We start from the raw sequence: 13258 nt of genomic DNA, 5'->3' as shown, positions 1-13258 counted from the left end.
ATGGCGGCACCGCAAAGGACTTTGGACGCTTCCTTGGCCTGCGGAAGACCCGCCGCCGGTGCGACCGGGCGGTCAGCCGCGCCGGACGGTCGGCCGCGCCGGGCGGCTAGCCGGTGACGGCGGGCGCGCGGCGCTGCCGGCGGATCCCGTGCCGGACCGTTCCCTCGTCCAGCCAGCGGTCCAGGTGCGCCCAGGTGGTCGCCCGCGCGGACCGTCCGGTCAGCACGTCGAGGTGGCCGCCGGCGGCGACCTCGAACCGGACCTTCGGCGCGCCGGGCAGCAGCCGGATCAGCGGCAGGACGGACCGGACGGGCGCGACGCCGTCGCCGCGCCCGGCGATGGCCAGAACCGGCACGCCGACGCGGCGCAGCTCGACCCGCCGGCCGTCGATGTCCAGGCCGCCCGCGGCGAGCGCGTTGTCCTGGAAAAGGGCGCGGTGAATGCGCCGCGCGGTGCGCCCGGTGAACCTGGTGACGGTGTCGGTGAATTGTTCGACGGCTTCGATCTGGGCGAGGAAATCGGCATTGTCGAGGTGGGTCAGCGTCCGGTAGGGGCGGAGCAGGCCTTTGTCGATTCCGGTCGCCCGGCGGACGCGTTTCATCAGCGCGCCCGGCGCGCCGCCGAACGGCGCGCCGAACGGTCCGGCGAAGGCCTCCGCCGCGGCGGCGCGGGCGAGCCCGGGCCACGGCGGCGCGGCGGGCAGGTGCGGCGCCGGCAGCCGGACGGGCAGCCGCGCCGCGCGGACGTCGACCGGCGCGGCGATCGCGGCGATCGACGCGATCGGCAGGGCCGGGTCGTCGGCGGCGGCGAGCAGCGCCACCACCCCGCCCAGGGACCAGCCGACGAGCTGGACGGGCTGCCCGCCCGCGTCCCGGCTGACCGCGCGGATCGCGCCGGGCAGCAGGTCGCGGACCCATTCGCGCAGGCCGGCGTCGCCTTCCGCCCGCCCCGCGGACCCGGCGGGCCCAGCGAACCCGGCCGGGTCGGCGGGGTCGGCGGGGTCGCGGTCGAGCAGGTAGCTGCGCCGTCCCGCGCGCACCACGTGCTCGGCGAGGCTGCACCCACGGCGCAGGTCGTAGCAGCGGGCCGGCGCGGCGGGCGGCGGCACGAACAGCACCGGCGGCCCCGCCGGGACCACCCCCTCCGGCGGCCGGTAGCGGCGCACCCCGCGGGCCTCCCCGCCGCCCTCCACCGGATCCGCCGGCATCGGCCGCAGATCGGCGAGATGGCCGTGCCGGGCGAGCTGGACGGCATTGGCGGCGGCGTCGCGCACGCCTCGCGGGGAGAGGATCATTTCGCCATTATCCAACCGTCCTGACAGAGCGCGGCGCGAGGCCATTGACCAAAGGCGGCCCGGCGCCCTTCACCGCATTAATACACTGGTCAGGGCGGCCGGGAAATCTCCGCCGTGTGAAGCGCGTGTTAAATCGTCTTGACAGCGTGGCCCGGCGGGTCCGTAATGGGCGTGCGGGCCGGTCCGGCGGTGGCACGCTCCAGCGGCCGCCCGGCGGCGCCGGCCCGACGCGAACGCCCCGCTCTCGCGCCACCGCCGCGACGTCGCGCATAATGTCGGTTACACCCAGTAGCAGGGGCGCTACCGGGGCGGGCGGCAGGTGGGTGCGTGATGACGACCCTCGATCCGGCGAACTCCACAGGCACGGCCTCCGCCGCGGGCGCACCGGAGGGCGGGGCCGCGCTCCCGGGCGCGCCCGTCCCGGCGCGCGGGCGGTTCGGTCTCCCGCCGGTCCGGCGGGCGCCCGGCGCCGCGTCGCGGGTGCCGCGCGGCCCGGACCGGCTCCCGCGCGGTCCGGCCCGGCTGCCGCTGCGCCGCCTCCGGTCCGCCGCCGCGGACGGGCCGGTCGGCCCCGCCGTCGCGCCGCTCCTCGCCGTCCACCGGTCCGCCTGCCCGGGCGGCGACGAGGCGGAGTTGCTGCGCGGGTACGAGGTCGCCGAGCGGCTGCACCGCGGGCAGCTCCGGAAATCGGGCGCGCCGTACATCACCCATCCGCTGGCCGTCGCGATGATCCTCGCCGGGATGGGGATGGACACCACCACCCTCGTCGCCGCGCTGCTGCACGACACCGTCGAGGACACCCCCTACACGCTCGGCGAGCTCCGCGCCGACTTCGGCGAGGAGGTCGCCGTCCTCGTCGACGGCGTGACGAAGCTGGACGGGAGCCGGTGGGGCGAGCGCGCCGAGGCCGAGACGTTCCGCAAGATCGTGCTGGCCGCGGCGGCCGACCTGCGCGTCCTGGTCATCAAGCTGTCGGACCGGCTGCACAACCTGCGGACCCTGCGCTACCGGCCCGCGCACAAGCGGGCCCCGTACGCCAAGGCATCCCAGGAGCTGCTCGTCCCCTTCGCCGAACGGCTCGGCATCCACGTGCTGAAGCGGGAGATGGACGACCTGGCGTTCGCCGCGCGCGCCCCCGAGGCGCACGCCGCGACCGACCGCGCCGTCCGGGCCGCGCTGCGGCGGGCCGACGCGGTGTTCGCGCCGGCGGTCGCGCGGATGCGGGACGCGCTCGCCGAGCACGGCGTCCGCGCGCGCGTGCAGATCCGTCCGTCGCACCTGTACGCGGTGCACGTGTCGTCCGGCGGCGACCTCACCGGGCTGCGGCCGTGCGAGGCGGCGCGTCTCCTGGTGCTGGTCGACGGCGAGGAACGCGACTGCTACATCGCGCTCGGCGCGGTGCACGCCGCGCTGCACCCCGTCGCCGGGCAGGTCCGCGACCACATCGCGATGCCGAAGGACAACATGTACCGGTCGCTGCACACCCGCGTCATCAGCCCGGACGGCGACCCGTTCGACGTGATCGTGCGCAGCGAGGCGATGCACCCGGTCGCCGAGTACGGCATCGTCGCGCACATCCGGCAGGCCCGCGACGACGCCGCCACCGCCGACGCCGTCGCGGGCCGCCGCGACCTGGCGTGGCTGAGCCGGCTGCTGGCCTGGCAGTCCAACGCGCCGTCCGCCGACTTCCTCGACGGCCTGCGCGCCGACCTCGCCGCCGGGCACCTCGCCGCGTTCACCCCGGACGGCCGCGCCGTGCCGCTGCCCGAGGGCGCGACCGCGCTCGACTTCGCCTACGCGCTGGACCCCGGCACCGGTGACCGCTGCATCGGCGCCGTCGTCAACGGCCGGCTCGCGCCGATGTCGGTGCAGGTCCGCACCGGCAACGTCGTGGAGGTGCTCACCGACCCGGCCGGCTCCCCGTCCGAGGACTGGCTCGACTTCGCCGTGACGGTCCCGGCGCGCATGCACATCCGGCGGAGCCTCGCGCTGCGGCGCGCGGAGGAGGCCGCCGACGCCGGGCGCCGCACCCTCGTCCGGGCCCTCGCGCAGCGGCGGCTCGACCTGCTCGCCGCGGAGGCGCGCGGCGACTCGCTCGCCGTCGCCCGCGACCTCGGCTACGGCGAGATCGACCAGATGTACGGGGCGCTCGCGGCCGGGGCGCTCGGCCTCGACGACCTGGTGGCCCGCTTCACCCGTCTCTGACATTCCCGACTACTCTGGTCGGCGTGATGATCGCATGACCGGCGAGGGGCCGTTCGAGTACGGCGTGGACGGGCCGAAGGTGATCGTGGCCGGCGTCGACGGGTCGGAGACCTCGCTGCACGCCGGCGCGTACGCGTGGGGCCTCGCGCGCCGCGGCGGGGCACGGCTGATCCTCGTGCACGTCGAGCGGATCGCCGCGCTGTCCACCCTCACCGCCGGCGGCGCCGCGGTGATGCGGGAGGCCGGCGAGGCCGTCGCCGACGACCTGCGCCGCGAGCTGGAACGCGCCGCCGCGAACGCCGACGTCCGCTACGAGTTCGTCACCGAGCAGGGCGACCCGTTCACCGTGATCTCCCGCATCGCCGACGAGAACCGCGCGGACGCGGTGATCGTCGGCGCGTCCGCGCAGGCCGGGCACCGGCTGATCGGGTCCGTCGCGGTCAAGCTGGTCCGCACCGGCCGCTGGCCGGTGACCGTCGTCCCGTGACCCGCCCGCGCCCGGCGGCGCGGCGGTCAGGTTGGACGGCGGCGGCGGGGGAACGGGTCCGGTGAACCGTGCGGAGGACGAGGCGGGGGCGGCGATGTCGGAGCCTTACCTGACGGAGGTCGGCTGGGCGGGGTCCGCGCTCCGCGTCGCCGGCGCGATCAGGCGCGACGACGACCTGCCGGCGGCGCCGGAGATGGAGCTGCTGCTGCGCGAGCGCGACGGCGACGGGCTGCTGCGGCTGCCCGCGTCCGTCGGCGCCGAGAACGGCCTCGTCACCTTCGAGGCGCTGGTGGACGTCGCGTCCGTCGAGCGCGGCGAACCGCTGCCCGGCGGGCTCTGGGACGTCGGCCTCGCGATCGGCGCGCCGCCCGAGGGGCGCGTCGTCGACCTCGGGCCCGAACGCGCGCCCGGCCTCGACACCTCCCCGCAGCGGCGGTTCCTGCCGGGCGCGGTCACCGTCGCCGCCTACTTCGGCGGGCGCGGGACGCTGTCCATCGACGTCGGCGGCCGCTCGCACGTCGCCGGCACGACGTCCGCCGACGGGGTCGCCTGGGACGAGCGCCGCGCCGAGGTCGTCATCACCGGGCACATCGACCGGCGGTGGCTCAGCATGCCGGTCTCCGGGACGCTGATCCTCACCGAGCGGGACACCCGCCGCACCTTCGAGGTCATCGCCGCGCTCGAGGAGACCGACGACCGGCTCGGCTACCGCGCCGCGCTGCCCGTCACGCGGGCGTTCGTCGACGACCCGCTGCCGCGCGGCACCTGGGACGTCTCGCTCTGCCTCGGCTTCTCCGGCATGCACCGCGAACTCGGCGTCCTCGCGCCGGAGGGCACGGTGGACGTCCAGGTGTGGAGGCGGCTCCGGCACGTGCGCGTGTCGTCGTCGTCCGCGCCGGACCCGCTGGCCATCACGGTCGGCCGCGCCTGAACGGCCGGTCCGGCCAGAACGGCCGCGAGCCGGCGGCGACCACCCCCGCGAGCAGAACGACCACCGACGTCCCGCCGATGAGGTTGACGCACGCGGTCGCCACCGCCGCGTCGGGCGGGCCGTTCAGCAGCAGCGGCAGGAGCGTCAGCAGCACGACCGCGAACCCGCCGATCCACGCGAACGCCCGGATCGGGCGCGCCGCCGTCGCCAGCAGCAGGTGCATCAGCGCGGTCGCCTGGATCGTCCCGGCCATCGCGACCAGCGCGTAGCTCGTCGCCGCCGGTCCCGCCGCGGTGTGCCCGCCCGCGAACACCGGCACGTCCAGCCCGAACAGGCCGCGCAGCCCCATCACGGCCGCGAACGCCATGCCGCCGGCGGCCAGTGCCGCCGCGATCCCCGCCCACCACAGTGGCCGGAGCGGGAGCGCCGAGCCCGCCGAGATCTCCTCGTGCAGGGCGACGAACTCCTGGTACCTCCTCGCCGGAGCCTCCGCCCGGCGCCGCCGCGCCGTGGAGGGACACCGGAACGACCGCTCGTACGGCCGTGGCGCAGGACGGCCGGCGTGCCTGCCCGGCAGGCCGCCGGGGTACCGCCCGAATGGCGTATCGGGCATGTTCCCTCCCCCCGGTGCGAACGATGTAGGTGCTACCCGGCACCGATAGGGGGAACTCTCACAAGCACAACAATTTGCAGATGTTTGGCCCCGTCACTGGTCATAGCGGCGTTCTTCGCGGAACGCGAAGGGCCCCGGGAAGCACGCTTCCCGGGGCCCTTCGCCGTGCGTTCGGTCAGACCTGGCCGGCCTTCTCCAGCGCCGCGCAGCAGGTGCCGGTGATGAGCCGGGCCACCACGTACGGGTCGACGTTGGCGTTCGGGCGGCGGTCCTCGATGTAGCCCTTCTTCTCCACCTCGACCTGCCACGGGATCCGCACGGACGCGCCGCGGTTCGACACGCCGTAGCTGAACTCGCTCCACGGCGCCGTCTCGTGCATGCCGGTCAGGCGGCGCTGGATGTCGGCGCCATAGCCCTGGACGTGCTCCTGCGCGCGCTCGGCGAGGGCCTCGCAGGCGGTGATGATGGCGTCGTAGTTCTCGCGCATCGCCTTCGTCGAGAAGTTGGTGTGCGCGCCGGCGCCGTTCCAGTCGCCCTCGACCGGCTTCGGGTCGAGCGTCGCGGACACGTCGAACTCCTCGGCGATGCGGTAGAGCAGCCACCGCGCGATCCACATGTGGTCGCCGACCTCCAGCGGCCCCGCCGGGCCGATCTGGAACTCCCACTGCCCGGGCATGACCTCGGCGTTGATGCCGGAGATCTTCAGGCCGGCGTCGATGCAGGCGTCGAGGTGCCGCTCGACGATCTCGCGGCCGAACACCTCGTCGGCGCCGACACCGCAGTAGTAGAAGCCCTGCGGCGCCGGGAAGCCGCGCTCGGGGAAGCCGAGCGGGCGGCCGTCCTTGAAGAAGGTGTACTCCTGCTCGATGCCGTACCAGGAGTCCTGGTCGGCGTACTGCTCCGCGATCGGGCGCAGCTCGGCGCGCGTGTTGGTCTTGTGCGGCGTCCCGTCGACGAGGTACACCTCGCACAGGACGAGCTTGTGGTCACCGCCGCGCAGCGGGTCGGGGCAGGAGAACACCGGCTTGAGCACGCAGTCCGAGTGGTCCCCGGGGGCCTGGTTCGTGCTGGAGCCGTCGAAGCCCCAGTCCGGCAGGTCGGCACCGTCGGGGAGGATCCTGGTCTTGGACCGCAGCCGCGCGGTGGGCTCGGTGCCGTCGATCCAGATGTACTCGGCCTTGTAGCTCAACGTCGATCCCTTCGCTCACTGCCGGGCCTTGTGGGTTCCGCGGCACCCACCACGCTGCCAACCAGCCATTTCGCACCTGTTGCCCAAATGTGAACGCCATGTAACACGCCACCCTGGCCCCGAGTCCCTCCTCACATCCCACGGGCCGTGATCAGGACCACCGAAACCACCAAGGCATGGCAACAACTCCTGTTAGCCTCAGTCAACACCGCCGTCCTCCAGGGAGTGGGACCTTGACCCCCAAAGGACTCTCCGCCGACGTCAAGTACTCGATCACCCAGCTGCTCTACTACGCGCCGCGCTACATCGAGGTGGGGCGGACCCTGGCGGACGCCGAGTCCAGCGCACGCGAACGCCTCCACGACCTGGGCCCGTTCTGGGGTCACTCCCTCCCCGACAAGCCGTTCGCCTCCAGCTACGAGCCCGCCCAGAACGCGCTCCTCGGCATCGCGCGGCAACTCGCCGTCGACATCCAGGGCATCGGCGGCGGCGTCCAGATGATGGCCAGGACGTACGGCATCGCCGAGGCCGACGTCACCCGCCGGGCCGCCCGCATAGGCGAGGCACTGGGCCGGTCGAACCACCAGATCATGCAGACCGGCGGCTTCCCCGAACCGCCCGACGTCCCGCCCGACCCCGGACCCGCCACGACGATCCGCACCGACGCCCCCATGCCCTCGCCCGGCGCCGCTCCCTCGGTGCCTCCGAAGTCCACCCCGAGACCGCATCCGGCGCACACACCCTCGACGCCGACCACCCCGAACCCCCGGCCCGACGTCGCGCCCGACGCGAACGCGTGGAAGAAGACGGGTTCCCTCTCGATCGGCGGCCCCTGGCCGTCCGGCGACGTGTCCAAGATGGAGGAGGCCGCCGGCGCCTGGAAGGACCTGGCCGGCGCCCTCGACACGGCATGGTCCGACCTCCAGCGCTACACGGCCTACGTCATCTCCGACAACCAGGGCCCCGCCGCGGACCGGTTCGCGAAGTACGTCCAAGGACTGACCGACGCGAACGCCGGCAGCCTGACCATGGCGATCCAGGGCTGCGAACACGCCGGCTACGCCTGCGCCGACCAGGCCCAGGCCATCCGGCGGCTCAAGCACGACGTCGAAGAGCTGATCGCCCAGCTGGTGGTCTCCTTCATCGTCGGCCAGCTCGTCGCCGCCCTCACCTTCGAGACCGCCCAGGCCCTCACCGACGCCCTCGACGCCGGCATCGCCGCGAGGATCTCCTACGTCATCGAAGACTTCGCGCTCAACGGCGGAAAGCTGGCGGCGGCGATCGAGAACGCGATCAGCACCCTCTCCTCCATCACCGCGAAGTCGATCGTCGGCGGCGGCAAGGGGGCGCTCACGGCGGGCATGGCGCTTCCCTTCAGCAACTCCGTCGCCGGGGCGTTCGGCGACGACCCGAAACTGGGCAAGGCGGCGCTGGAGTCCCTGATGTGGGGTGGGCTCCTCGGGGGTGCGGGCGGAGCGATCGGCGGTTCGGCCTCGGCGATGTCGTCCACGCTCCGGTCTCTGGCCGCGCAGGGCGGACCCGGTGCCATGAGGCTGGACGCGCTGGCGAGCGACCTCGACAGCGGCTCGATCAGCGTGACCGCGGCGAGCAACACGCTCGGTCAGCTTCTCCAGAAGGGAACCGTGGATCCGGCGGCACTCGCGTCCGCGGTCGTCGGCACGAAACTGCAATCGACGATCCAGGCGCGCAGGGAAGGCTGACTCGCGATCACGGGGCGTCGGTGTTCGCGCCCGGAGATTCCGCGGCGTGGGAAGTATCGAGTATTTCGAGGCGCGGCCCCGCGGCCTGCTTGATTCTTTCGACTGCTTCCGCCATGGGGATGTCGACGTCGTAAGGCAGAACGCCGACCACCAGCCACCGGCCGGTAGGGGGACGAACCTCGCCGCCGCGCAGCAGTGCGGCGTCCGGAGCGAGCCGGATGCGCACCGCAGAAACTGGCTTTCGCCCTTTCAGGGCATGTCGCAGGACCATCTGCTCAATGTCAGCCCAGGGGACGGTGACGTCACCTCGGCGCGCCTGGAACCGGACCCCGTCCGCTCGGAGCACGGCAGGCGGGCGCCGATAACGGCCCCAGATCCGCCGCGTCTTGATGGCCCCGTAAGCGAGGAGACCGCACCACGTCAGCGAAAAGAGGGTGAGGAGACCGCCGAAGATCAGGGATCGCACTTCAAGCAGAACGCCCATCCGGAAATCCGGGCCTCCCCAATGGGCCATTGCGACGACACCCCAGAAAAGGGCGGCGGCGGCCGCCGGAACCCCCGCCCATGCGAGCCCCCCGCCGTACAGCGTCCAGCCGGAAGGCCGGAAGCGCACCTCGGAACTCGCGTCTTGGGGGTCGGGCATGGTTTACCTCCGGGGGCCGGGGGGCCTTCAGAGGGTAGACCGGGGGTGCGGGCGGTGGTCGGTCTTCGTCTGAATCCGGGGTTTTCCGTGTCGGCGGGCGGTGGTCAAGGCGCCGATCGTCATGCGGGGATTTGGGCGGTGAGGGCGGTGGGGGTCATTGAGCCGGGTTCGCGGGCGGTGCGGGCGAAGTCGTTCGCGACTCGCAGGAGCGTCTCGTTGACGGGTGTCGCTATGCCGTGGAGGCGTCCGAGGAGCACGATCTCGCCGTTGAGGTAGTCCGCCTCGACGGAGGTGCTGCCGCGCCGCAGGCTCTGCCAGGTCGAACCGCCGGCGGGGGCGCCGCCCTCGACCGGCCGCACCTCGACGCGGCCGGACCGCAGGTCGCGCTGCTCGTCGTCGGTGGCGCGGTCGATGCCCGCCGCGTCCAGGACCTCGACGGCCTCCGCGCGCGCACGCGCGATCAGGGACTTCGCGTCGTCGCCGGCCTGCGAGCCGCAGACGGCCTCGACCGCGTTCGCGAGGTTGCCGAGCAGCTTCGCGTACTTCCAGCGCATCACCTCCGGCGTGACGGGCACGAGGAAGTTCGCCTTCTCCAGCCCTTCGGCGATGCGGTGGGCGGTCTCGTCGGCGCCGGACGGGTAGCGTCCGAGGTTGAGCGCCCCGGTGTACGGCGCGCAGCGGACGGTGACGGCGCCCGGCTCCAGGTAGCTCGCCGGGAGGAACACGCACATTCCGTAGACGCGGCGGAAGCGGCGCAACGCCAGCCGTTCGGCCTCCACGCCGTTCTGGGCGCACACCAGCGGCAGGCGCTCCGCCGCCGTCCCGCCGCCGGCGACCGGGCGCGGCGCCCACGCGTCCAGGGCCGCGACCGCGTCCTGGGTCTTCACGGCGAGCACGAGCACGTCGTCGGGGGTCAGGTCGAGCGCCTCGGGACCGTCGACGGCCGGGACCGGAAGGTCGAAGGAGCCGTCCGGTCCGACGAGCCGCAGCCCGCGCTCGCGCAGCGCCTCGTACTGCGCGCCGCGTGCGACCAGCACCACGTCCTGGCCCGCCTGCTGCAGACGGCCGCCGACCGCGCCGCCGATCGCCCCGGCGCCGATGATGACGTAACGCATGTAAGCCCCGTTCGACCTGGACGTCCGTGACCTCCACACCTTATGCGTCGAGATCATCGGCCTTGCGCCCGGCCGAGGGGTCCTGGGTCAGGAGGTTCCGGCGGGCCAGTCCCAGCGGGGGACCTCGCGCAGCGGATGCAGTTCGTCGTCGGTCTTGGCGTGCGAGTTCTGCTTCGCGACCTGCGAACCGAACTCGACGTGCTCGAGCAGCGCCTGCCGGAACGGCGCGTCGTCGGGCAGGCCCGTGGCGTCGGCGGCCGCCATGTACAGCTCGACGAACCTGCGCCGCTGCTCCTCGGTGATCTGCAGATGGCGGTGCACGTCGATGAGGTGGGCGAAGCCGCCCATCTCCCGCGAGAAGGTGTCGGGGCCGCCGAACGTCTCGGCGGTGAAGGCCGTCAGGTGCTCGACGTGCGTGGGCCGCCCCTCGCCGAACAGCGGCTTCAGCAGCGGGTCCGCCAGCAGCGAGGCGTAGAAGACATCGATGAACCGGTGCAGGCCTTCGTGGCCGCCCGCGTGCTCGTACAGCGTCCGCATGTCCCCGCCTGGGCTCGCCGTGTCGCGTACAAGCCGTTTATCGCAGCCGCCGGATCCCTTGTCCACCGGATCGCCGGTTCCGGCCGCCGGCCGGCCCGGTGGCGCCACCTCACGTTTCGGCCGCCTGTCTCGTCATAGAGGGGAGGAACGAGGTTAGGAGAGCACCATGACCGATCTGCAGGCCATCGCCGACCGCGTCGAGATCGAGGCGCTGCGCGCCGAGTTCTCGGACGCGGCGATGATGCGCGACCGCCCCCGCCTGGCGTCGCTGTTCACCGAGGACGGCGTGCTGCGGATGCCCAACGTCCCCGTCGAGATGACGGGCCGCGAGGAGATCCGCACCGGCGGCGAGAAGCTCCAGGCCCGGTGGGACTTCTTCGTCCAGACGACGCATCCGGGCGTGATCGAGCTCGACGGCGACACCGCGACGGGCCGCGCCTACATCCAGGAGATCGTCCGCACCCTCGACGGCATCGAGGGCGTGAACTTCGCCGTCTACCACGATCGCTACCGGCGCACCCCGGACGGCTGGAGGTTCACCGAACGGGTCTACGAGGTCAGGTACCTCGACACGACGCCGCTCGGCGGCTCCGCGCCCCGCCCCGTCCGCGGGGGCAGGGTGTGACGTAGGCCACAGCGCTCCCGCGTCGGATTCTCCTCGGGCGGACGGTCTTGATATCGACCGTCCCGCCGAAGGGAGCCCGATGCGATCCGACACGGAGTTCGCCGCCCTCGCCGAGCCGTTCCGGCCGGAACTGCTCGCCCACTGCTACCGGATGCTCGGCTCGATCCACGAGGCCGAGGACCTCGTCCAGGACACCTATCTGCGCGCGTGGCGCGCCTTCGACCGGTTCGAGGGGCGCTCGTCGCTGCGCCGGTGGCTGTACGCGATCGCCACCCGGAGGTGCCTGACCGCGCTGGAGAAGCGGCCGCGGCGGCCGGTGCCGTCCGGGCTCGGCGCCCCGTCCGACGACCACCGGACGGCCCTCGCGCCCGACGAGCCGGCGATGCTGTGGCTCCAACCCGTACCGGACGCGCTGCTGGACGGCGACGATCCCGCGGCGGTGGTCGCCGGACGGGCCGGAGTGCGGCTCGCGCTCATCGCCGCGCTCCAGCTCCTGCCCGCCCGGCAGCGGGCGGTGCTGACGCTCCGCGACGTCCTGGCGTTCCGGACCGCCGAGGTCGCCGAGATCCTCGGGACCACGACCACCGCGGTCGACGGCGTCCTCCGCCGCGCCCGGGCCCGCCTCGCCGAGGCCGGCCCGGTCGAGGAGGACCTCGCCGAGCCCGACGAGGAGTCCCGCCGCGCCCTGCTCGACGACTACGTCGAGGCGTTCGCGCGGGCCGATCCCGCCGCGCTGATCGAGCTGCTGAGGGCCGACGTCGAGCTGGAGATGCCGCCGACCCCGACGTGGTTCACCGGACGGGACGCGGTGCTCGGGTTCCTGGCCGCGGTCGTCCTGCGAAGCCCGGGCCTGTGGCGCATGGTCCCCACTCACGCCAACGGCCAGCCCGCCTGCGTCGTCTACCGCCGCTCCGCCGCCGGCCGGTACGAGGCGTACGGCGTCCAGGTCCTCACGCTGATCGGGCCGCGCGTCGCCCGCATCACGTCCTTCAACGACCCGAGCCTCGTCCCGACGTTCGGGCTCGCTCCCGCGCTCACCAGCTGACCCGGCCGCGTCCGCGACCGGTCCCGTCCCGAGGAACACCTAAGGAGAGCGGCAGCATGCCGACCATCACCGACAAGTCAGTACTGATCACCGGAGCCAACCGCGGCATCGGCCGCGCGCTGGTCGAGGAGGCGCTCCGCAGGGGCGCACGGCGCGTGTACGCCGCCGCGCGCGCCCCCCAGCCGCATCCGGACGAGCGGGTCACGCCGCTGACCCTGGACGTGACGGACCCGGAGCAGGTCCGGCGGGCGGCCGAGGCGGTCGACTCGCTCGACGTCCTCGTCAACAACGCCGGCGTCGCGATCTACGACGACCTGACCGACCGGTCCGTCCTCGAACGGCACCTCGCGGTGAACTTCTACGGCCCGCACCGGGTCACCGAGGCGTTCCTGCCCCTGCTGACCAGCGCAAAGGGCGCCATCGTCAACAACCTGTCGGTGAACGCGCTCGCCGCGCTGCCGCTGGTCCCGGGCTACTCGATCTCCAAGGCGGCCGCGTTCTCCATGACGCAGTCGCTGCGCGCGCTCCTCGCTCCCCAAGGGGTGTCGGTGCACGCCGTCCTGACGGGGATCGTGGACACCGACATGTCGCGCGGGGTGGAGATGCCCAAGGCGTCGCCGGAATCCGTCGCGAGCGCCGTCTTCGACGGCCTGGAGAAGAACGAGGAGGACATCTTCCCCGACCCCATGGCGGAGGCGATGGCCGTGGGCTGGCACGGCGGCCCCATCAAGACCCTGGAGCACCAGTACGCCGGCCTCGCCCAGGGGGCGTCCGCCGCCACGTGACCGATGACTTCCGGGGTCGGGCACGGTCTACCTATGAGGACGCCGAACCGTGAACCTCGGAGGAGACC

General features: G+C 73.4%; 13 protein-coding genes. 7 read left to right on the top strand and 6 right to left on the bottom strand.

The genetic code is table 11. The features are described from left to right. Positions 1–106: 106 nt before the first annotated feature. Positions 107–1294, bottom strand: a complete 1188-nt coding sequence (locus AB0C78_RS20545) for an alpha/beta hydrolase (RefSeq protein WP_360750163.1) — start codon at positions 1292–1294, stop codon at positions 107–109. Positions 1295–1624: 330 nt separating this feature from the next. Here AB0C78_RS20545 and AB0C78_RS20540 point away from each other — a divergent pair, with 330 nt between their 5' ends. The 3 genes from AB0C78_RS20540 (at position 1625) to AB0C78_RS20530 (ending at position 4917) form a co-directional block, all read left to right on the top strand. Next, positions 1625–3499, top strand: coding sequence for an HD domain-containing protein (locus tag AB0C78_RS20540; protein ID WP_360750161.1), 1875 nt, complete (start codon positions 1625–1627; stop codon positions 3497–3499). Positions 3500–3533: 34 nt separating this feature from the next. Further along, complete coding sequence (locus AB0C78_RS20535; RefSeq protein ID WP_151542472.1) at positions 3534–3986, top strand: universal stress protein; 453 nt, start codon at positions 3534–3536, stop codon at positions 3984–3986. 61 nt (positions 3987–4047) lie between these two features. After that, complete coding sequence (locus AB0C78_RS20530; RefSeq protein WP_360750159.1) at positions 4048–4917, top strand: hypothetical protein; 870 nt, start codon at positions 4048–4050, stop codon at positions 4915–4917. Here AB0C78_RS20530 and AB0C78_RS20525 read toward each other — a convergent pair. Together AB0C78_RS20525 and glnII are read right to left on the bottom strand one after the other, a co-directional pair. Beyond that, complete coding sequence (locus tag AB0C78_RS20525; RefSeq protein ID WP_360750157.1) at positions 4898–5530, bottom strand: hypothetical protein; 633 nt, start codon at positions 5528–5530, stop codon at positions 4898–4900. The genes AB0C78_RS20530 and AB0C78_RS20525 overlap by 20 nt on opposite strands. 175 nt (positions 5531–5705) lie before the next feature. Next, on the bottom strand, positions 5706–6719 hold the full coding sequence (gene glnII, locus AB0C78_RS20520) for a glutamine synthetase GlnII (protein ID WP_360750155.1): 1014 nt from the start codon (positions 6717–6719) through the stop codon (positions 5706–5708). A 233-nt stretch (positions 6720–6952) separates the two neighbouring features. On the opposite strand from glnII, the gene AB0C78_RS20515 reads away from it, so the two are divergent. Then, positions 6953–8440 (top strand): hypothetical protein, encoded by a 1488-nt coding sequence (locus AB0C78_RS20515; RefSeq protein ID WP_360750153.1) that lies wholly within the window; start codon positions 6953–6955, stop codon positions 8438–8440. A 7-nt stretch (positions 8441–8447) separates the two neighbouring features. Here the strand turns inward: AB0C78_RS20515 and AB0C78_RS20510 are convergent, their stop codons facing one another. The 3 genes from AB0C78_RS20510 to AB0C78_RS20500 form a co-directional block, all read right to left on the bottom strand. Beyond that, positions 8448–9083 (bottom strand): hypothetical protein, encoded by a 636-nt coding sequence (locus AB0C78_RS20510; protein ID WP_360750151.1) that lies wholly within the window; start codon positions 9081–9083, stop codon positions 8448–8450. A gap of 119 nt (positions 9084–9202) precedes the next feature. After that, a complete protein-coding gene (locus AB0C78_RS20505; RefSeq protein ID WP_360750149.1) occupies positions 9203–10198 on the bottom strand; it encodes a 2-dehydropantoate 2-reductase in 996 nt (331 codons plus the stop codon). Between the two features lie 87 nt (positions 10199–10285). Further along, positions 10286–10735 (bottom strand): group II truncated hemoglobin, encoded by a 450-nt coding sequence (locus tag AB0C78_RS20500; protein ID WP_360750147.1) that lies wholly within the window; start codon positions 10733–10735, stop codon positions 10286–10288. A 166-nt stretch (positions 10736–10901) separates the two neighbouring features. Here AB0C78_RS20500 and AB0C78_RS20495 point away from each other — a divergent pair, with 166 nt between their 5' ends. The 3 genes from AB0C78_RS20495 (at position 10902) to AB0C78_RS20485 (ending at position 13190) form a co-directional block, all read left to right on the top strand. Next, a complete protein-coding gene (locus AB0C78_RS20495; RefSeq protein WP_360750145.1) occupies positions 10902–11360 on the top strand; it encodes a nuclear transport factor 2 family protein in 459 nt (152 codons plus the stop codon). A gap of 79 nt (positions 11361–11439) precedes the next feature. After that, entirely contained in the window at positions 11440–12405 is a 966-nt protein-coding gene (locus AB0C78_RS20490) for an RNA polymerase subunit sigma-70 (RefSeq protein ID WP_360750143.1), read from the top strand. Positions 12406–12461: 56 nt separating this feature from the next. Then, positions 12462–13190: an SDR family NAD(P)-dependent oxidoreductase gene (locus AB0C78_RS20485; RefSeq protein ID WP_360750141.1), complete on the top strand. Its 729-nt coding sequence runs from the start codon at positions 12462–12464 to the stop codon at positions 13188–13190. Positions 13191–13258: the final 68 nt, after the last annotated feature.

This window comes from Actinomadura sp. NPDC048394, assembly GCF_040651755.1.
GTDB lineage: Bacteria > Actinomycetota > Actinomycetes > Streptosporangiales > Streptosporangiaceae > Spirillospora > Spirillospora montaniterrae.
The sequence above is the reverse complement of the archived record's forward strand: the minus strand, read 5'-3'. Positions and strand labels throughout refer to the sequence as shown.